The organism is Streptomyces sp. NRRL WC-3742, from assembly GCF_000720635.1.
Lineage (GTDB): Bacteria > Actinomycetota > Actinomycetes > Streptomycetales > Streptomycetaceae > Kitasatospora.
The window spans coordinates 1-19990 of sequence record NZ_JOCF01000061.1; the positions used below are offsets into that span (position 1 = coordinate 1).

Here is a 19990-nt window from a genome sequence, read left to right on the forward strand (position 1 = left end):
GTCGTGGGGTGTCGGGGGTCAGCTCGCGGTCGCGAGGAGGGCGGGGTCGGCGGCGGACTCCTCGGCGGCGGGCTCCTCGGCGGCGGGCCGGTCGAGGGCCGGGCTCAGGGTGGCGCGCAGCCGTACGGAGACCACCGCGACGGCCAGGCAGCCCACGATCAGCACGGCCATCAGCGGCAGCCCCCGGGCCCAGGGCAGGGTGGCGCCGGCCAGGGCCGGGCCCGCCACCGAGCCGGTGGAGACGGCGACGGACAGCAGGGCGTTGACCCGGCCGCGGACCTCGTCGGCGGCGAGGTCGTTGAGCAGGGCGGTCAGCACCGGGAAGACCAGCGCCTCGCCGAGGGAGAGCATGACCACCCCGGCCAGTGCGGCGGTCAGCGCGCCGCCGCCGTGCCCGATCCCGGCCACCGCGACCAGCGCCCAGGCGACGGCCCAGCAGGCGCCGCTGAGGGCCACCACGGTGCTGCGCCGCAGCCGCTGGACCTGCTCGCCGAGCAGCACCTGGGCGAGCACGGCGACGACGATGTTCAGCGCGAAGGCGCCGGAGAGGCCCTCGGGCCCGATCGCGCCGTGCCCGGTGAGGTAGCCGGGCAGGCCCGAGCGGAACTGGCCGTAGCTGACCAGCGAGCACATCGTCAGGGTGGCCAGCAGCACGCCGAGGTGGCGGGCGCGGAACACCGCGCGGTAGCCGCCGGAGGGCTTGGCCTCCCCGTCACCGCCCTCCTCGGAGCCCGCCCTGGGCAGCAGCAGCCGCAGGGCTCCGGCGGCGACGAGGAAGGTCAGGCCGTCGAGCAGGTACAGGGCGGTGAAGCGCCCGGCGCCGCCGCCGGCCGCGACCAGGCCGCCGACCAGCACGCCGAGGCCCGTCATCGCGTTGAAGACGGCGTAGTCGGCGGAGAAGGCCAGCCCGCGCTCGCGGGCCGAGGCCGCGCCGGCGTACAGGAAGCGCAGCACGGTGCCGACGCCGCTGATGCCGAGGCCGTAGACCACGGCGGCGGCCAGCGCGCTCACGGCGCCGGTGGCGAAGGCGTACAGGGCGGTGCCCAGGCCCGCGATCACCATCACCAGGAAGACCACGGTGCGCTGGACGAGCCGGTCCAGCAGCGCACCCCAGGCCAGGCCACCGACCACGGCGGTGGCGGCCTGGACGGCGAGGGTGACGGCCGGGACCCAGGCGGGCAGGCCGCGGACCTGCTGGAGGTAGATCCACAGGAAGGGCAGGACCAGCCCGCCGCCGAAGGAGTTCACGGCGTTGACGGCGAGCACGGCCCGGGTGCGGGGGGAGAACTCCCGGTAGAGGGCGAGGGGGTTGGAGATCCCGGCGTTGGACATCACACCGCCTCCAGCACGTACAGCCACGAGTGGGGGGTGCCGAACGGGACGATCTTGCGCGGGCGCAGGTCGGCCGCGGCGAACAGCTCCTCGTACGTCTCCTTGGTGTGCAGCGGGACGCCCATCAGGGCGTGCGCCAGCTCGAAGCCCAGGGAGAAGACCGGCAGCGTGGTGGAGTGCTCGGCGTCCGGGCGCAGCATGGTGTCGCCGAGGACGAAGGTGCGGGCGGAGGGGAACGCCTCGCGCAGGCGGGTGAAGATCTGCGGGCGGGTGGTCTCGTCGGCCAGCAGGTCGTGCAGCAGGAAGAAGCTCATCACGGTGTCGACCTCGGCGAGGGCCTCGCGGTGGGCCTCGCGGTGGCAGACGTCCAGCACGTCGGTGCGGACGGCCTGGACGCGGTCGGTCAGGCCCGCGTCGGCGATGGTGCGCTGGGCGAGGTCGGTGGCCGGGCCGCTGATGTCCAGGCCCAGGCCCCGGGTGCCCGGGCGCTGGCCGACGACGCGGCTGACGCGGGCGGAGATGCCCGAGCCCAGGTCGGCGATGGTGCCGAAGTCGACCTCGGCGAGGACGTCGTCGAGGGTGCCGGCCATGAAGTTGCGGTCGTTCTGGCCGGAGCCGAGGGCGACCATCGCCTCGTCGCGCAGCACGTCGACGCCGAAGGTGCCCTCGCCGTTGGCCAGCAGGTGGGCGCGGCCGATGATGTCGTGGTAGCCGCCGACGCCCCAGGTGAAGTAGCCGCGCATCCGCGCGATCTCCTCACCGGCCGGGGTGAGGACGACGGTGTCGCCGCCGTTCAGCAGCCGCACCCAGCCGCAGGTGGCGGCGGCGCGCAGCACCTCGCGGATGACCCGCTCGCGGGCGCCCGGCCCGGCGGCGCGGACGAAGGCGGGGACGTCCAGGGCGGTGTCGGCGAGCAGCCGGTCGAAGGCGCCGAGGCGGTCGAGGGCGTTGACGATGCCCGCGGCGACGAAGCCGTTGAACGCCTGGTCGACGCCGATCGGGGCGGGGGCGGCGCCGTGCCAGTCGGCCGGGATCTCGGCGGCCGTGGTCAGGTGGTCCTGGATGGCGGTCATGTCTCGTGTCCTCTCGGTGGGTTCAGGCGGGTTTCAGGCGGCGACGGGGGTGGGTGCGCCGCACAGGTCGAGCAGTTCGGTGAGCAGCGCCTCGACGGCCTCCGGGCCGGCGACCGGCTCGTACGCGGCGAGCGCGAGCGTCCAGGAGCCGTCGGGGGCGGGGTCGAGCACGCAGCGCACCAACGGGGCGTCGCGCAGCTCGAACGGCGCGGCGGCCACCGCCTCGGCGGTGCGGGACGGGTCCGGCGCGGTGACGGCCGCCGGGGTCGGGGCGGTGCGGGCGAACCAGCGGCCGCCCTGCTGGGTGAAGGCGGTGCGCAGCTCCGGGTGGCGCTGCTGGAGGGTGCTGAACGCCTCGGCGACGGTGGAGGGTCGGGGCGCCGGGCCCGGGCGTACGGCGCTGGCGCGGGTGTTGTGCTCGGCGGAGCTGGAGGAGCGCACCAGGTCGTGGAAGAGCCAGCGCTGCTCGTGCGGGGTGAGCGGGCGCAGGCCCCGGGCGGCGGAGCTCGTGGGCCCGTCGGCGGAGCGGCGGAACGGGTAGCCGGGCAGGCGCACCCGGCGGCCGGGGCGGCCGAGGGTGGTGTCGACGTCCAGTCCGCTGCGCCACAGGTGGGCGAGCAGGTGGGCGCCGTCGCCGAGGGGCAGCCGTTCGGTGGCTCCGGTGACGGGGTCGGTGAGTTCGACGGTCAGGGGGGTGCGGTCCGGGGCTTCGACGGCCGGGGGCTGGGCGCGCAGGGCGTCGGCGAGGGCGGTGCGGCCGAGCAGGGCGTCGGCGGCGAGCGCTCCCGTACCGGTGCCGTGGATCTCGCGGGGCACCACGCCCCGGGCGATCAGCCAGGCGGCCAGGCCGTACTGGAGGGCGACGGCCCGTCCGGCGGGGCCCGCGCCGAGGCTGTCGGCGAGGGCCAACGCCTCGGTGACCTGCGGGAGTTCTGGCGCTGCGGCCTCGGCCAGTGCCCCGAGGTGCAGCTCGACGGCCGGTGCCGTCCCGGGCGTGGCCGACGGGGTCTCGGCCGGGGTCTCGGCGCGCAGGGCGGCGGCGAGTTCGGCGGTGGTGCGCCCGACGGCGGCGTGCCGGGCGGCGAAGCGCTCCCGGCCCAGGTGCAGGGTGGCGGCCACGTCGTCCGGGTCGAGGGCGCCTTCGCGCTCCAGGTGGTCGGCGAGGCGGTGGCGGGCCTCGGCGAGGGCGCGGCCGTCGCGGGCGGAGAGGGCGAGCACGCGGGGTGCGTCGGTCATGGGGGTGGTCATGGGGGTGTCACACCCTTTCCGGTGCGGGCTGGTGGCGGCTGACCACCACGTGGGCGTTGGTGCCGCCGACGCCGAAGGAGCTGACCCCGGCGGTGCGCGGCAGGCCCTCGGGCCAGGGGCGGCCCTCGGTGAGCAGGGAGAAGCGGTCGCCGTGCCGGGTGAGCTCCTCGATCGGCTCGGTGACGCCCGGGGTCGCGGGCAGGTAGCCGTGGTGGACGGCGAGGACGGCCTTGATCAGGCCGGCGATCCCGGCGGCGGTGTTGCAGTGCCCGATGGACGCCTTGACGGAGCCGATCGCGACCTGCGGCCCGGTGGTGCCGAGGGCCTCGCCGAGGGCGGTGGCCTCGATGGCGTCGCCCAGGCGGGTGCCGGTGCCGTGCGCCTCCAGGTACCCGAGGTCGGTTCCGGTGAGCCCGGCGGCGGCGAGGGCCTCGCGGATCACCCGGGCCTGGCCCTCCACCCCGGGGGCGGAGTAACCGACCCTGGCCACACCGTCGTTGTTGACGGCGCTGCCGGGGATCACCGCGTACACCGGGTCCCCGTCGCGCTCGGCGTCGGCGAGGCGGCGCAGCAGGACGGCGCCGGCGCCGAAGCCGCCGACGGTGCCGGTGGCCCGGCGGTCGAAGGGCCGGCAGTGGCCGTCCTCGGCGTACAGGAAGCCGGGGCGGTAGCGGTAGGTGCCGTCCGACTCGGCGAGGGAGACGGCCCCGGCCAGGGCGTAGTCGCTCTCGCCGCGCAGCAGGGAGCGGGCGGCGAGGTGGACGGCGTACAGGCCCGTGGAGCAGGCGGTGTCCAGCAGGAGGGCCTCGCCCCACAGGTCGTGCAGGTAGGCGAAGCGGGAGGCGACGAACGTCGGGTCGGAGTTGACCACGTCGTCGACGCGGGCCTCGCCGTCGTTCTGGACGAAGCGCGGGCAGCCGACGTACAGGCTGGTGCCGTGGGCGATGTCGCTCAGCCGCAGCGAGGCGTCCTCGACGGCGGACCAGAGCACCTCGTGCAGGACGCCCTGCTGGGGGTCGCCGTGGGCGACGTCCTCGGGGGCGAAGCCGAGCAGGTCGGCGTCGAAGCCGAGGCCGTCCGCCATCAGGCCCAGCCGGGCCACCGTGCGGGTGCCGTCGGGGAGTTCGGTGACGACGGGGCCCTCGCCCTGGGTGAAGCAGTCGCGGCCGGCGCGCAGGTTCTCCCAGTAGGCGGCGAGGTCGGGGGCTCCGGCGAACCGGGCGCCCATGCCGATGACGGCGATGGCGTCCTCGTCCGTCGCCCTGCGGCGTGCCCGGGTGGGGGCCGACTGCGTGGTGGTCTCGCCGCCGAGGAGGCGGGCCTGGGCGCGGGGGGTGGTGTGGCGCAGCAGGTCGGCGACGCCGGGCTTGACGCCGGTGGCGCGGTGGAGGCCGTCGCGGAGCTTGACCAGGATCAGCGAGTGGCCGCCGACGTCGAAGAAGTTGCTGTCGGGGCCGAACGGGCGGCCGTCCAGCAGCTCCTGCCAGACGCGGGTGACGGCGGCGAGGGCGTCGCCGTCCTGCGCCGCCTCCTGGTTCGCGCGGGCGACGGGGGCAGGTGCGGCGGCCGGGGCGGTGGTGCCCGGGGCGGTGGTGCCCGGGACGGGCAGCCTGCGGCGGTCGATCTTGCCGTTCGGGGTGAGCGGCAGCTCGTCCAGCAGCAGCAGGTGGGAGGGGACGGCGAAGCGGGGCAGCACGGAGGCGAGGCGTCCGAGCAACTCCTCGACGGTGGCGGGGCGTTCGAGCACCGCGTAGCCGACGATCTCCTTCTCGCCGCGCCCGTTGATCCGGGCCGTGACGAACCCGGCGCGCACCTCGGGCTGGGCGCGCAGCGCGGCCTCGACCTCGCCCAGCTCGACCCGCTGGCTGCGGATCTTCACCTGGTTGTCGGCGCGGCCGATGAACTCCAGCTGGCCGTCGGCCGCCCAGCGCACCCGGTCGCCGGTGCGGTACAGGCGGCCGCCCGGCTCGCCGCCGAACGGGTCCGGGACGAAGCGCTCGGCGGTGCGCAGCGGGTCGCCCAGGTAGCCGCGGGCCACCCCGGCGCCGCCGAGCAGCAGCTCGCCCGGCACGTACGGCGGGGCGGGGGTGAGGGTGCCCTCCAGCACCACGTGCAGCCGGGTGTGCGGCACCGGGCCGCCGATGGGCAGGGTGCGGGCGCCCTCGGGGACCTCCTCGATCGGGTACCAGGAGGAGGTGAAGGAGTTCTCGGTGGGCCCGTAGCTGTGCAGCAGGGTGCCGGGGCGGCACCAGCGCAGCGCCTTGCGGATGTGGGGGACGGAGATCAGCTCGCCGCCGAAGTACACCCGGCGCAGGGACTGCAGCAGGTCCGGCGCGTCCTCGATGACGCGGTTGAGCAGCGGGGTGGTGACCAGCAGCGTGGTGACGGAGAACTCCCGTACGGCCGCGCGCAGTTCGGTCGGGGCGAGGACGAGTTCCTTGTCCAGGACGACGAGCCGGGCGCCGTGGGTGAGCGCGCCCCAGATCTCGTAGGTGGCGCCGTCGAAGTTGAGCGGCGACAGGTGCGAGACGGTGTCGTCCGGGCCCATCGGCACGAACTCGGGCCGGTGCATCATCCGCAGCACACCGCCGTGGTGCAGCAGCACGCCCTTGGGCTTGCCGGTGGAGCCGGAGGTGTACAGGACGTTGAACAGGGTGTCCGGTCCGGCCGAGGTGACGGGCGGCGCGGCGGGCAGGCAGCGGGCGGCGCGGACGGCCTCCGGCAGGGCGTGCACGGGGCGTCCGGCGGCGCGCACCCGCTCCTGCTCGCCGTCCTCGGTGAGCACCAGCGCCGGGCGGGCGTCGTCGAGGACGAGGGCGAGCTGGGCGTCCGGGTAGGCCGGGTCCAGCGGCAGGTAGGCGGCGCCGGCCATGGCGACGGCGAGCATCGCGGTGACGGTGGGGATGCCGGGGCGCAGCAGCAGGGCGACGAGGTCGTCGGTGCGCACGCCCTGGACACGCAGCCAGTGCGCCAACCGGGCGGCGTTCTCGGTGAGTTGGCGGTAGGTGAGCTGTTCGCCGTTGTGCAGGACGGCGATCGCCTCGGGGGCGCGCTCGGCCTGCGCGAGGACGAGGGCGGGGACGGTGGTTCCGGCCTTCTCGAGGGCCCGGGTCTCCGCCGGCGCCGGGGCCAGGCCCGCGAGCAGGTCGAGGCAGGGCGCGTCGGCGCGGCAGGCGGCGGCGAGCAGCGCGTCCAGCTGGTCGAGCATCAGGGCGGCGGTGGCCGGGGTGTACAGCCCGCAGTCGTGGTCGATGCGCAGCAGCAGCTCCTCGCCCGCGCCCTCGTCCAGCTCGACGGCGGCGAGGCCGAGGTCGTACTTGGCGGAGCCGCCCTCCAGGTCGAACTGACGGACCGTCACACCGGCGACGCGCCACTCGCGGCGGCCCGCCGGGTGGTGCAGGAAGACGGTGGCGTAGCCGGGCCCGCCGGCGGGGGCGCCGTGGTCCGCCAGGGCTTCCATCGAGCCGAGCACCTGCTCGCGCAGCAGCGCCGCCTGGGCGTCGAAACCGCGCTCGGGCCGGTAGTCGCTGCGCACGGGAAGGACGCGGGTGAACAGGCCCACGGCGTGCTCGGCGCCGTGCTCGTCGCGCCCGGCGAAGGGCATGCCGAGGACGCCCTCGGACTCGCCGGACCAGGCGTGCAGCAGCAGGCTCCACGCGGTGAGCAGCACCGTCGCGCTGGAGGTGCCGGTGCGTACGGCGAGTTCGCGTACGGCGGCGAGGCGCTCGGCGGGCAGCCTGCGCTCGATCCAGCCGGGCGCGCCGGCCGTGCCGCCGTCCGGGCGGACGAGGTCGGGCAGCGGCGCGAGGACGACCGGGTCGTCGCCGATCAGGGCGTCCCAGTGCGGGCAGGGCCCGTCGGCGGGGGCGGTCGGGGCGGCGAGGGCCGGCTCGGGCGGCAGGGCGGTGCCGGCCAGGTGGGCGCGGTAGGAGGCGAGCAGGTCCTCGGTGAGGACGCCGATCGAGTCGCCGTCCGCGACGATGTGGTGGACCGTCAGCACCAGCAGGGCGCCGTCCGGGTGGGCGAGCAGGTCGGCGCGCAGCAGCGGGGCGGTGCCCGGGTCGAGCGGACGGGCGGCCGAGGCGGCGCCCTCCCGTAGCGCCGCCTCGCGCTCGTACGGACCGGGGCGGGCGATGACGCCCAGCGGCACGGCGGCGCCCGGCTCGGGCACCTGGCACAGCTCGCCGCCGAGGGCCTCGAAGCGGGTGGCCAGGGCGGGGTGGCGGCGCAGCAGGTCGGTCAGCGCGCCGCGCAGGGCGGCGGCGTCGACCGGGCCGTCGAACTCCAGGGCCAGGGGGATGTTGTACCGGCCGGAGTCCGGCTCGACCTGATCGGCGAGCCAGATCTCCAGCTGGGCGACGGAGGCGGTCATGCCCGGGCCGTCTCGATGGTCGGGGCGGTCCCGGTCGCCGGGGCGGTCTCGGTGGTCTGCGGCGCCTCGGTCCCGGCGATCGCCTTGGCCTGGCCGCGGACGGTCGGGTGGGCGAAGAGCAGCTTGATCGGGACGGGCCGGCCCAGCTCGGTGCGCAGGATCTTGCTGATCCGCAGCGCGGCGCCGGAGTGGCCGCCGACGCGGTTGAAGTTCTCGTCGTCGCCGAAGTCCCGGTGGCCGAGGACGGTGGCCCAGGCGTCGCGGACGGCGCCGAGCGGGGCGGTGGTCGGGGTCATGAGCGGGTGGGTTCCTTCCGCACGGGTCAGGTCGAGGGGGAGCGGTCGCCAGGGGTTCACCAGGAGGTCCCTCCCACCGGCACGGCCCTGCGGTACGTGGCGTCGACGGAGTCCCACAGCGAGGGGAAGAGCGTGCGCTCGGCCATGGCGCGCAGGGCGGTGATGGACTGGCCGCGCAGGCTGGTCGGCATGCCGGGGCACTCGGCCTCGTCGATGCCGTGGCGGGACTCGGGGTGGCCGCCGAGCTGGCTCCACACCATCCGCAGATGGCGCTGCTTCCAGTAGACGACGGCGCCGTCCAGGCGGAGCATCGCCTTGCGGACCAGGGCGAGTTCGGCCGCCGGGCGCTCCTTCTCGGAGGGGGTGTCGAGACGGCCCTGGGACTCGACGAGGTCCTCGGCGGTGAGGCCGAGCCGGTGCAGGGCGTCCATGAACTCCTGCCACAGCGGCACGGCGGCGCGGCGCAGGTTGCGGGCGCCGGGGGAGTCCAGGCCCGTGGTGTTCTCCGGGAAGGTCGCCCGCATCATCAGCAGGCTGCGCTGCGGGAGGTGCTCGACCAGCACGGTGAGCACGGTCAGCGGGATGTCGCCGACGTCGGCGGCCCGCTCCAGCACCTGGGCGGCCATCAGGTGGTCGCCGGCGCGCAGCAGGTCGATGGCGCGGCGCATCTCGAAGTGCATCTCGCACCAGGCGTACTCGGTGATCAGGTGCACGGTCTGGAAGAGCCGCTGGTCCGGGTGGACGAGCTGGTCCTCGGGCAGCAGGGCGGACAGGGCGGTGGTGAGGCGGGTGTCCTCCTCGTAGTTGCTGCCGCGGTCGTACTCGTAGACGAGCAGCCGCTCGTCCTCCTCCGGGTTCATGGACTGCCGGGCGGCTCCGGGCCGTCCCGTCGCTGATCGCTTGCTCATCGGTTCGGGGTCTCCGTCGTGGTGGGTTGGGCCTGCCGCGCGCTCGGGCGGCGCGCGTTCAGGCGGCGGTGGTCTCGCGGACCAGCGAGGGGAACAGCCGGTTGGCGATGACCGCCTCCAGGTACGGCACGCCGTCCGTGGAGCCCGTACCGGTGCGCTCGCCGATCATGCGGACGGCCAGCCGGTAGTGGGTCTGCTTCCAGCGCTGGTGCACCGACTCCAGCTGGGTGGCGGCCGCCCGTACGGCGGTGGCGTCGGCCTCCTTGAGCCAGCCGGAGGCGGCCACGTCGTGCCAGGTGCCCTGCACCGTCTCCCGTCCCTCCAGTACGGCGGCGCGCACCCGGGGCACGGAGGTGAAGGCGGCGGAGTCCAGGCGGGCCCGCAGCGGGGTGGAGCAGAGCGACTCGAAGGTCTTGTAGCCCTCGGACTGGATGGCGCTGGCGCCGTCCGTGAACTGGCGGAAGATCCGGAAGGACTCCGGCTGCATCGTGGCCAGCAGCGAGAACAGCGGCAGCGACTCCTTGAGCACGTCCGCCACCGCCGCGACGGCCGGGGCCGCCTCGCCGGGCTCCTCGCCGTGCAACTGCCGTACGGCGAAGGCGAGCGCGCCGGACATGAAGGTGAACGTCGCCTCGAAGGACTGCAGCACCCGCAGGAACAGGTACTCGTCGTGCAGCACGTACACCGGCTGGAGGCTGGCGCTCAGCAGCAGCCGCTCGTCCCCGGTCAGCGTGGACCGGACGGCGTCGGCGAGCGCGCCCGGGCAGGTGCGCCCGGGGGTGGCGGCCACGGCGCCGGGGTCGACGGTGCCCGGGGCGAGCACCCGCAGGGCCGGCGGCTCCATGACGCGGACGGCCAGGCGGCGGCGCTTGTCCAGCACCCTGGCGTCCGGGAGCATCTCGGCCGGGTCCTCGGGGTGGCCCTCCAGGGCCTTGCGCTCGAAGTCGACCAGGTCGGCGAGGAGCAGCAGGACGAGTCGGTCGCGGCGGTGGCGCAGCTTGCGCCAGTCGCCGCTGGGCGGGCGGCGCAGCAGTTCCAGGGCGGTGTAGCTGGGGTAGTCGTAGCGGTCGTCGTACTTGTCGAGCACGACGTCCAGGAAGCGGCTCAGGAAGCCGCTCATGCCGTCCGTGCCGTTCGTGCCGTCCTCGGCCGGGAGGCGACGGGTGCGGCAGGCGGCGAGGCGCTCCAGCAGGGCGGGTTCGAGGAAGTGCTTGCCCACGGTGCGCAGGTGGGCGAGCAGGGCGGGGTACGGGAAGGTCCGCTCGGTGCCGGTGAGGCACCACTGCGCGAGTTCGTCGTCGAGCGTGGCCTCCCGTGTGAGGGTGCTCACTGCCAGCCGGTGTCGCCGGACACCACGGGACGGGTCGGGCAGCTGGGGTTCGGGGCGATCGGTCGGGCTGCGATGGGCATGGGCAACTCGGCTTTCGGGTTCGGGGCATGGCGACATACCGGCGGTCGCGGGGGTGGGTGCCGATCGGCTGATGCCTGGAACTCTGCTGGTCCGGACGAACCCGGGGCCATCGGTGGCCGTTGTCAGCAAACTGCACGGCAGCAAGTGCGCGTCGGGTGGCGCGTCGGGCGCGTGCCGGGCGCGGGTCGGGTGCGCGCCGGTTCGCCGGTCCGTCCGGCCCCGTGGCCTGGCGGTCTCGCGCAGTGTCACCGGTCGCTCACGGTCCGGACGGCCGGTGCCGGAAGTCGGGGAGTTCGTAAACCCCCCACCCGTACTGGCCAGTTGTGAGCCAGATCACAAATGCACGACGCCTTACCGGAGAGTGACGAGGTCATGCGGATAATGGCCGTCGGGTTGTTGCGGCGCAACTTTCGACGTGACGGGGGAATAGCATGGAAATTCGGCTGCTCGGGCCGCTGGAGATCGTCGACGGCGATCAGCAGCTGTCCATCGGTGGGCCGCGCCAGCAGGTGGTTCTCGCGATGCTGGCGCTGAATGCCAACCGGGTCACGCCGAATGACCAACTCGTCGACGCCGTCTGGGGCGAGCTGCCGCCCGCCACCGCCCGCTCCCAGATCCAGATCTGCATCTCCGCGCTGCGCCGGGTCCTCGCCGACGCCGGCCGCGCCGACCTCATCGTCACCCGACCCTCCGGCTACCTGCTGGCCGCCGCCGCGGGTGAGCTGGACCTCGACCGCTTCGCCAGGCTCGGCGAAGCCGCCCGGATGCACGCCGACCAGGGCCGTACCACCGAGGCCGCCCGGGGCTTCGCCGAGGCGCTCGACCTGTGGCGCGGCCCCGCCCTCATGGGCATCCCCAGCGACCTCGCCCAGCGCGCGGCCACCGTGCTCAACGAGCAGCGGCTCGCGCTCACCGAGGAGTCCTACCGGCTCGAGCTGGAACTCGGCCGGCACGACAAGATCATCGGCCCGCTGTTCGAACTGGTCGCCCAGGAGCCGCTGCGCGAGCGGCTGTACGGCTCGCTGATGCTCGCCCTCTACCGCGCGGGCCGGCAGGCGGACGCCCTGGACGTCTTCCGCCGCATGCGATCCGTCCTGGTCAGCGAGCTGGGCATCGAGCCCGGCCGTGAACTCCAGGAACTCGAAATGGCGATTCTCAACGGCGATCCCCGGCTGGAGGCGCCCGCCGCCGCGCCTTCCGCCGCGGTGGCCGTACGGCCCTCGGAGGACCGGTCCGCGGGCGAGGAGACCGAACTGCCGCCCGCCGAGGCGGCGGTTCCGCCGCCTCACCAATTGCCCACCGACACAGCTGATTTCACGGGTCGTGAGGAACACGTCGAGGAGATCCGCGACTACCTCCAGACGCCCGTCCAGGAGAACTCCGGCGCCTGCCCGGTGCGCGTCGTCGGCATTACCGGCAAGGGGGGGATCGGAAAGTCCAGCCTGGCGATTCGTGCTGCCCACGAATTGCACGCGGTATTTCCCGACGGGCAGCTCTACGCCGACCTCCACGGCGCCGGCGGCGACGGCGCCGCCCACGTCCTCGCCCGCTTCCTGCGGGCCCTCGGCGTCGCCAGCCACTCCGTCCCCGACGACCTCGAGGAGCGCAAGGCCCTCTACCGCAGCCGGCTCGCCGGACAGCGGGTGCTCGTCGTGCTCGACGACGTCCCGGACGAGCCGCTGCTGCGCGACCTCATGCCCGGCAGCGGCAGCTGCGCGGTGATCGTCACCAGCCGCTCCAGACTCAGCGGCCTGCCCGGCATCCGCCGCGTCAACCTGGACCTCTTCACCGAGGAACTGTCCGTCGAACTGCTCTCGCGCATCGCCGGGCGCGAACGCGTCGCCAAGGAACTGCCCGCCGCCGTCGAACTCGCCAACTTCTGCGCGGGCCTGCCCCTCGCCCTGCGCATCGCCGGCGCCCGCCTCGCCTGCCGCCCCCACTGGCGGATCAACCGGCTCGTCCAGCGGCTGCGCTCCGAAGCCGGCCGCCTCGACGAACTCGCCCACGGCGGCCTGGAGTTGCGCTCCAACATCGCCCTCGCCTACGGCGCCCTCGGCCCCGACGCCCAACGCCTCTTCCGGCTCTTCGCCCTGCCCCGCGCCAGCGACTTCGCCGGCTGGACCGCCGCCGCCCTCCTCGACGTCGACCTTCCCGCCGCCGAGGACATCGTCGAGGAACTCGTCGACGCCCAACTCCTCGACGTGCTCACCTTCCCCGGCGAGGACGCCCCGCGCTACCGCTTCCACGACCTCATCAAGATCTACGCCCGCGAACGCCTCGCCGAGGCCGACCACGACTTCGACCCCGGTTCCGCGGACTCCGGCGACGCCGCGCTCCGCCGGGTCCTCGCCGCCTGGATGACCCTCGCCGAGGAGTGCCACCGGCGCGAGTACGGCGGCGACTACACCGTCCTGCACGGCACCGGCGAACGCTGGCACCTGCCCGAGGACGAACTCGCCGAACTGCTCAGGAACCCCATGTCCTGGTGGGAGACCGAACGCCGCGCCCTCGTCGCCGCCGTCCACCAGGCCGCCGACCTCGGCCTCGACGACCTCTGCTGGGACCTCGCGCTCACCTCCGTCACCCTCTTCGAGACCAAGGGCTACTTCGACGACTGGCGCGAGACCTCCGAGACCGCCCTCGCCCTCGTCGAACGCACCGGCAACATCCGCGGCCAGGCCGCCATGCGCTACTCCCTCGGCACCCTGCACATGTTCCAGAAGCGCCTCGCCGAAGCCGACGGCTGCTTCCTGCCCGCCCTCGACGCCTTCACCCGGGACGGCGAACGCCACGGCGCCGCCCTCGTCCTGCGCAACATGGCCTTCGTCGACCGGCTGCGCGGCGACCACGAGGCCATGATGGACAAGTACACCGCCGTCCTCGCCGACCTGCGCGAACTCGGCGACAAGATCGGCGAGGCACACGTCCTGTGCAGCATCGCCAAGATCCGCATGGACGCCGCCGAGTACGACACCGCCCGCGAGATGCTCAACTCCGCCCTCGCCATCTGCCGCGAGACCGGCTGCCTGCGCGTCGAGGCCCAGGTCATCTACCGCCTCGGCGAGCTCTACCTCAAGACCGACACCCTCGAACTCGCCAACCAGGCGTTCAACTGGGTCCTGCGCCTCGTCCGCAAGTCCAACGACCGCATCGGCGAATCCCACGCCCTCTACGGCCTCGGCCTCGTCCACTGGGGCGAAGGCCGCACCACCCAGGCCGAAGCCGTCTTCCTCCAGGCCGTCACCCTCGCCAAGCAGGTCGGCGAACGCACCGTCGAAGCCCAGTCCCTCTACTCCCTCGGCTCCATCGCCCTCGCCGCCGGCACCCACTCCGCCGCCCGCACCCAACTCGAGGCCGCCGCCGCCATCTTCTCCGACCTCGGCTCCGCCCTCTGGCACGGCAAGACCCGCTTCGCCCTCGCCGACGTCCACGGCGCCACCGGCGACCCCACCGCCGCCCTCGCCGAACTCGCCGTCGCCCAACACCTCCTGGCCGACATCGCCGCCCCCGAGGCCGACCGCCTCAAGGACGAACTCTTCGGCCGCCGCATCATGCTCCACGGCGAACCCGCCTGATCCTGTGGGGTGTAGTGTCTCGAGACGGGCAAGTGCGGACCTCGTCGGGGACGGGACGCACGGCAGAGGGCGGTCGACTTCGGGGGGTCAGGTGCCGGCGGTTCGGCGGATCATGTCGCGCAACGCGCGTTTCCAGCAGTGGGAATCGCTGCTCGGCAACCGCAACAAGCGGACGCGGGCGGCCGAGTTCCTGGTGCAGGGAGTACGTCCGATCTCGTTGGCGGTCCAACACGGCTGGCCCGTACGGGCGTTGATATTCGACGCCGAGCGGAAGCTGTCGCGGTGGGCGCAGGAACTGCTGCGGACGGTCGACGCCGAGCAGATCGCCATGGCACCCGAGATGCTGGCGGATCTGGGGGAGAAGAACGAGAGCGCGCCGGAGATGGTCGCCGTGGTGGGGATGCCGGCCGACGATCTGGGCCGGCTGCAAGGGGCCGGGAGCAACTTCCTGGGCGTCCTGTTCGACCGGCCGACCAGCCCCGGCAACATCGGCAGCATCATCAGGTCCGCGGACGCCTTCGGCGCGCACGGGCTGATCGTCTCGGGCCATGCCGCCGACGTGTACGACCCCAGGTCCGTGAGGGCCAGTACGGGTTCCCTGTTCGCGCTGCCCGCCGTGCGCGTGCCGTCGCCCGACGACGTGATGGCCTGGGTCGGAAGGCAGCGGGCGGCCGGGCAGCCGATCGCCTTGGTCGGCACCGACGAGAAGGGTGACTGCGACGTCTTCGACTTCGACTTCACCCGGCCGGTGCTGCTGCTGATCGGCAACGAGACGTCAGGACTGAGCAACGCCTGGCGGGAGTTGTGCGACCACACGGTCAGCATCCCGATGAGCGGCTCGGCCAGCTCTCTGAACGCGGCGAACGCCGCGACCGCCGTGCTGTACGAGGCTTCGCGCCAGCGGCTCGCCGCCGTGAGGCGCCCGGCCTGACCTACACCCGTCCCGTCCCCTTCGACCCGACCGAAGCTCGCCCCGAAAGGTCGGGCTGACCCACAGTCACTCCTTCTAGCGTCGGTCCTACGACCTGTGCCGCCCCGGTGTGTCCGAGGCGCGGGTTCGGTCGAACCAGCCGCCTGAGGAGGAGGAGATGACAGTGGGCGACCCTGGCACCAGAGGGGCCGACACCGGCCTGCCGCCGCCCGACAGCGCGTTGGCCGACTTCGTCGAGGCCACCACGACCGGGCTCGGGCTCCCCGGTGTCGGCGTGGGGGTGTGGGCGAACGGCCGGGAGACCTTCGCCTGCCACGGTGTGACGAGCGTCGAGAACCCCCTTCCGGTCACCCGGTACACGACTTCGCCGTCGTGTCCGCCGCCAACGCCGGGCCGCACGGCACCCCCGGCGACCGTGCCGTCGTCCGGTTCGCGCTCGAGCACCACCTGGGCCTGGTCGACCGGTCGGACAGCCACCCGGCCCCCGGGCTCGACTCCATTGATGGCGATTGAAGGTAGCGACATGCGAGATGTTCTGACGCCGGATCAGATCGACCGGTTCGTTTCCGACGGCTTCGTCCACCTCGAAGAGGCGTTCCCCCGGTCGCTGGCCGATGAGTGCCGGGCGTTCCTGTGGCGTGAGACCGGTTGCGATCCGGACGATCCCGCCACCTGGACCGAGCCGGTGGTCAGGCTGTGGGGATACGCGGAGGCTCCGTTCCAGCGCGCCGCCACCACCGAGCGGCTGCACGGCGCGTTCGACCAACTGGTCGGCCCGGGGCGCTGGTTGCCGCGTCTCGGCCTGGGAACGTTTCCCATTCGCTTTCCGCACGCCGACGACCCCGGCGACACCGGATGGCACATGGATGCCAGCTACACACCGGAGGGGGAGACCGGCTACTGGCTCAACCTCCGCTCCCGTGAGCGGGCGTTGCTGATGCTCTTCCTGTTCTCGGACGTCGACGCCGACCACGGGCCGACCCGGATCAAGGTCGGCTCGCACCTGGACGTCCCCGCCTTCCTCGAGCCGGTGGGCGAACGCGGCATCGACGGCATGGAACTCTGCCGGGCCATGGACACCGCAGGCAGGCTCGATGCCCCTGAGCGTCCGCTGGCGCTGGCCACCGGGCGGGCCGGAGACGTCTACCTCTGCCACCCGTTCCTGATCCACGCCGCCCAGCCCAACCACGGCACCCGGCCCAGGTTCCTCGCCCAGCCCCCGCTGCACTCGGCCGCCCCCCTCGACCTCGACCGCCCCGACGGCACCTACACCCCGGTCGAGCGCGCCGTCCGCCTCGGCCTGAGCCACGCCGGCCGGGTGAGCCAGTACTCCAGCAGGACGTCTCCAAACCCGCGGGAGTTCTAGGCTGTGGCCTGGTCCGGTTGCACGGATCGCCAGATCCGGTCGGGCAGGATCCGTGCGGCCTGGGCGAGGTCCATGTCGTAGGTGCTGGCCAGCCAGCGGTGTGCGGCCTCGGCAACCGGCCCCATGACCAGCACCTCGATCAGGGGCCCGGGCAGGGGTGCGATCTCGCCCGCTTCGACCCTCGGCAGCAGCCAGTCCGCGATCACGGTCAGCTTGGCGGCCTTGGCCGCGCGGATCCGGTCCGCATGCGCCGAGAGGTAGCCGGAGTAGGCGGAGCCGTGGAGGAACAGGGCCGCGTCCCGACGCTGTTCGGTGAAGCGGAGGTAGGCCGTGACGAGTGCGCGCACGCCGGTCCGGGCGGTCCGGGCCCGGCTCAGGGCGGCGATCATCTCGTCGAACAGCTGCTCCATGCAGCGGGTGTACAGGGCGGCGGCGAGGCCGTCGAAGCTGCCGAAGTGGTGGTAGAGGCTGCCCAGGCTGACACCGCTGGCCGTGGTGACGGCGTTGACCGTGAATCCCGATTGGCCGGACGAGGCATACACCTGAAGCGCGGCGGTCAGGAGTCGGTCGACGGTGTCCTCGCCGCGCTGCTGCTTAGGAGACATGGTCCGTGATGCTGTTTGCCATGGTAGACAGCTTACTGCGGCCAGGACTAGAACGATTTTCTAGAAAAATGCTTCACATCGATGATGCGGCGAACCATACTTGGCACGACAACGTCAGGAGTGGAACATGGACATCGCCCTTGATCCGTCGAGGCTCGGCCTCGGGCACGTCATCGGTGTGAGCACCGAGTCGAAGCACTCCACCGTGAAAGTCACCACCAGCTTCGTTCTCTCTCCGCTGGAGTCGTACCGGCCGGAGTCCGGCGTCGAGACCGTCGGGGTGGTCTGCGGTCGCTGTGGAACGAAGGTCGAGGTCAGCGTCGCCAGCCCGGAAGTCGCCTTCGGCAGGCGGCGACGGAGAATCATGGCTTTGCGGGCGGGTCTCATGGCGACGGTTGGGGGGTTCGTGCTCGCGGCTGCCATCGGCGGCACAGGCGACAGCCCCGTCGCAGGCTGGATCGGCACCTTCAGCCTGTTGTCCCTGCTCCACACGTTTGTGCACCTCGTACCCATGGTCAAGTACGAGTTCGGAGTCTGGTTGTCCGGCAGCCAGCCTGTTGCCGTGCGGGAAGCTCACCTGATCAGCGTCCTGCCGGCGAACCACCCCTCATTTTCGGGCCGACGCGAGTAAAGGCTCTACCTGAGCAACCTTCCCTCGAGCCAGCTGACATCGGCCGCTCTCCGGGCCCGCCGCGAACCTTCGCGGCGGGCCCGTTTGTTCACGTGGTCAGGTGGTCGAACTCGTCTGCCTCGGCACCGCACAGGAGGCCGCGAAGCATGTCGGGCGTGGTGGTGATGCATTGACGGGCGGATGCGGATGACCCTCGCGTCGCCCGAGCGCGTACTTCGGCTCTTCGCAGGGCAGCCCGGGCTCACTGCGCGGCTGGTCTGGCTCGCGCAGCCGGGTGCTGCCGTGCTGGGCCAGGCGGAAGCCGCGTAATACAGCTCTCTCTCGGGGCGCCATCGTTTCGCTATCGGTCCCTTCTCCTCCTGTCCGATAGGCCCCGGATAGGTCGCCCGGCCATCGTGTGTCCTGCGGAGGGAACCGGCACATGGCGAGGGAGGGCACGTCCGATGGGCTACGCGACGGTGGAGATCGACGAGCGCGACTGTCTCGTCGCATTCGGCGACGCGGATCTGGTGGCACTCGCTTCGGAGGCGCTGCGGCGCAGCGTCCTCGGGGCTGAGAGTCCGGATCTGCGGCGGGGGAGCACGTTGACTCCAGCGGATCGGCCGGATCGGGTGATGTTGCAGGACGAGCGGGTCGGCGGGGTTTGTGTGATGCCTCGCACGGTGCTTCGCTCGTTGGCGGTGGCGGCCCTGACGGCGCTGGCGGCGCGGGAGTTGCTGGCGGCGCGGGTGGCTACGGCGACGATCATTGGATCCGGGGCTCCGGTGGCCGGGGTGCTGACCGCACTCGTGAACCACGTGGTCAACCTCGGTGAGGTGGCCCTCTGGCCCGGGGAGGGCGAGCAGGGCTGGCCGACGCCGAAGTTGGCGGCGCACGCGGCTGAGCGGGGGCTGATGCTCTCCCGGCCGGTCGAGTTGGACCGGGCGTTGCTCGGGACGGATCTGGTGGTGCTGGCCCCGGGGGTCGAGGCCGTGCACCGGCAGGTTGATCTGGGGATGCTCGCGCGCGGCGCGGTGGTGGTGAATGCCAGTGGCGAGGCGCCGACCGAGGAGCTGACGCGGGCGGTCGGCCACGTGATCACGGACGTTCCGCGTCCGGTCGCTGTCGCCGAGCCCGTGCGGGCCGGCCGGGCCTCGCGGCCCGCGCCGGGGCCGGTGGCGCTCGGCGAGTTGCTGCGGCGCCCGCGTGCCGGGTGGGAGTTCGCGGGGGAGAGCGTGCTGGTCGACCTCCAGGGTGTGCCCGGGCTGGAGGTGGCGCTCGCCAGCCGACTGTACGAGATCGCGTTGGTCCGGGGCCTCGGTGTCGTCCGGCACGGGCTGCTCGGCTCGGAAAGGGGACAGCTGTGCGCACCGAAGTAACCACCTGTGTGGCGGTCGGCTGCGGTCGCGACCCGGAGGGCGGCGAGGCGCAGCCCCGCCCGGCCGACCCGGGCTCGCTGCTCTGCCGCCCCTGCCGGAACGGGGTGCACCATCGCCTCGGCCGGCTGCCCCAGCTGTACCGGGCCAGCGACGGCCTGCTGAACGCACAGGCGAAGCAGGTGGAGCGCGTTTCCGGCGGGCGGAACATCGGAATTCCGCTGAATAGCAGCGCCGTCGAGGCGCGGGCCAATGTCCGGGGATTCCTGGCGGCCTGGTCGCAATTGGTCGTCGACGAGCGCGACGTTTCTGCGCCGGACCGCACGGTGCCCGCGATGGCCGAATTCCTGCTGCGTCACCGGAACTGGCTCGACCGGCATCCGGCGGTCGGTGAATTCGCGAATGAACTGTTCCGGGCGTTCTCCCGGATGCAGCGACTGGAAACCGCCGTGCCGACCCGTCGCATCACCGTCTCGCGTTGTCCGGAGGACGACTGTCCGGGTGAGCTCGAAGCCGTCCTGCGTCCGGAGGACGCCCGCGCCGGCTCGCTGATCCGCTGCACTCACACCAAGGAGCACACATGGCCCACGGAACGCTGGAGCAGCTTGCGCCCGCAGAGGAGGGCTTCCGCGTCTCTGACATCGTGACGCTCTGGAAGGTCCCCAGCGGCACCGTCTACTGGCTCGCGAACAAGCACTCCTGGCGCCGCTACAAGGTCTGCGGACGCGTCCACTACCACCCGCAGGATGTTCTCGACACTCTCGGGTGAATTCAACAAGAACCTCTGGCCGATCGTTTCCGAAGGAATTCGGAGATGGTCGGCTAGAGGTGTTTCCGAAATGGCGGGAGAACGTCCGAGAAATCCGGGCTTGACAAATTCCCGCTGA

The 19990-nt window shown here is 73.0% G+C and carries 16 protein-coding genes; 8 read left to right on the forward strand and 8 right to left on the reverse strand.

Features of this window, described 5'->3' with window-relative positions; translation table 11 throughout:
- Nucleotides 1–18 precede the first annotated feature (18 nt).
- From IH61_RS0129050 to IH61_RS0129080, 7 genes are read right to left on the reverse strand one after another with little or no spacing between them, the layout of a single operon-like run.
- Nucleotides 19–1332, reverse strand: coding sequence for an MFS transporter (locus IH61_RS0129050; RefSeq protein WP_031075171.1), 1314 nt, complete (start codon nucleotides 1330–1332; stop codon nucleotides 19–21).
- The gene (locus IH61_RS0129055; RefSeq protein ID WP_051838280.1) at nucleotides 1332–2405 is read right to left on the reverse strand and encodes an SAM-dependent methyltransferase; all 1074 of its coding nucleotides are present in this window, start codon (nucleotides 2403–2405) and stop codon (nucleotides 1332–1334) included. Before IH61_RS0129055 ends, IH61_RS0129050 begins: the two co-directional genes overlap by 1 nt.
- 33 nt (nucleotides 2406–2438) lie before the next feature.
- Nucleotides 2439–3653, reverse strand: a complete 1215-nt coding sequence (locus IH61_RS0129060; RefSeq protein ID WP_031075181.1) for a hypothetical protein — start codon at nucleotides 3651–3653, stop codon at nucleotides 2439–2441.
- Nucleotides 3654–3660: 7 nt separating this feature from the next.
- On the reverse strand, nucleotides 3661–8025 hold the full coding sequence (locus tag IH61_RS41625; RefSeq protein ID WP_037973509.1) for a non-ribosomal peptide synthetase: 4365 nt from the start codon (nucleotides 8023–8025) through the stop codon (nucleotides 3661–3663).
- The gene (locus tag IH61_RS0129070) at nucleotides 8022–8321 is read right to left on the reverse strand and encodes an acyl carrier protein (protein ID WP_031075184.1); all 300 of its coding nucleotides are present in this window, start codon (nucleotides 8319–8321) and stop codon (nucleotides 8022–8024) included. The genes IH61_RS41625 and IH61_RS0129070 overlap by 4 nt, the downstream gene beginning before the upstream one ends.
- A gap of 56 nt (nucleotides 8322–8377) precedes the next feature.
- Nucleotides 8378–9229 (reverse strand): hypothetical protein, encoded by an 852-nt coding sequence (locus tag IH61_RS0129075; RefSeq protein ID WP_158845388.1) that lies wholly within the window; start codon nucleotides 9227–9229, stop codon nucleotides 8378–8380.
- Between the two features lie 58 nt (nucleotides 9230–9287).
- Nucleotides 9288–10559: a hypothetical protein gene (locus tag IH61_RS0129080; RefSeq protein WP_051838283.1), complete on the reverse strand. Its 1272-nt coding sequence runs from the start codon at nucleotides 10557–10559 to the stop codon at nucleotides 9288–9290.
- Between the two features lie 512 nt (nucleotides 10560–11071).
- Between IH61_RS0129080 and IH61_RS0129085 the strand changes: the two genes are divergently transcribed.
- The 4 genes from IH61_RS0129085 to IH61_RS0129100 all read left to right on the forward strand — a co-directional run bounded on the left by IH61_RS0129085 (nucleotide 11072) and on the right by IH61_RS0129100 (nucleotide 16512).
- Nucleotides 11072–14215, forward strand: a complete 3144-nt coding sequence (locus IH61_RS0129085; protein WP_051838286.1) for an AfsR/SARP family transcriptional regulator — start codon at nucleotides 11072–11074, stop codon at nucleotides 14213–14215.
- A gap of 91 nt (nucleotides 14216–14306) precedes the next feature.
- On the forward strand, nucleotides 14307–15146 hold the full coding sequence (locus IH61_RS0129090) for an RNA methyltransferase (protein ID WP_031075193.1): 840 nt from the start codon (nucleotides 14307–14309) through the stop codon (nucleotides 15144–15146).
- 372 nt (nucleotides 15147–15518) lie between these two features.
- Entirely contained in the window at nucleotides 15519–15659 is a 141-nt protein-coding gene (locus IH61_RS47260; RefSeq protein ID WP_158845391.1) for a hypothetical protein, read from the forward strand.
- Nucleotides 15660–15669: 10 nt separating this feature from the next.
- Nucleotides 15670–16512, forward strand: coding sequence for a phytanoyl-CoA dioxygenase family protein (locus IH61_RS0129100; RefSeq protein WP_107057259.1), 843 nt, complete (start codon nucleotides 15670–15672; stop codon nucleotides 16510–16512).
- Here the strand turns inward: IH61_RS0129100 and IH61_RS0129105 are convergent.
- Nucleotides 16509–17117 (reverse strand): TetR/AcrR family transcriptional regulator, encoded by a 609-nt coding sequence (locus tag IH61_RS0129105; RefSeq protein WP_031075197.1) that lies wholly within the window; start codon nucleotides 17115–17117, stop codon nucleotides 16509–16511. The genes IH61_RS0129100 and IH61_RS0129105 overlap by 4 nt on opposite strands.
- Nucleotides 17118–17244: 127 nt before the next feature.
- Between IH61_RS0129105 and IH61_RS0129110 the strand changes: the two genes are divergently transcribed.
- From IH61_RS0129110 to IH61_RS49740, 4 genes are all read left to right on the forward strand, one after another.
- Nucleotides 17245–17748 carry a hypothetical protein gene (locus tag IH61_RS0129110; protein ID WP_031075199.1) on the forward strand — a complete coding sequence of 168 codons (504 nt, stop codon included), beginning with the start codon at nucleotides 17245–17247 and terminating at the stop codon, nucleotides 17746–17748.
- 443 nt (nucleotides 17749–18191) lie between these two features.
- On the forward strand, nucleotides 18192–19106 hold the full coding sequence (locus tag IH61_RS0129120) for a hypothetical protein (RefSeq protein WP_031075201.1): 915 nt from the start codon (nucleotides 18192–18194) through the stop codon (nucleotides 19104–19106).
- Nucleotides 19091–19750 carry a hypothetical protein gene (locus IH61_RS47265; RefSeq protein WP_158845394.1) on the forward strand — a complete coding sequence of 220 codons (660 nt, stop codon included), beginning with the start codon at nucleotides 19091–19093 and terminating at the stop codon, nucleotides 19748–19750. Before IH61_RS0129120 ends, IH61_RS47265 begins: the two co-directional genes overlap by 16 nt.
- Entirely contained in the window at nucleotides 19747–19872 is a 126-nt protein-coding gene (locus tag IH61_RS49740; protein WP_267884074.1) for a hypothetical protein, read from the forward strand. Before IH61_RS47265 ends, IH61_RS49740 begins: the two co-directional genes overlap by 4 nt.
- The last annotated feature ends 118 nt before the right edge of the window (nucleotides 19873–19990 follow it).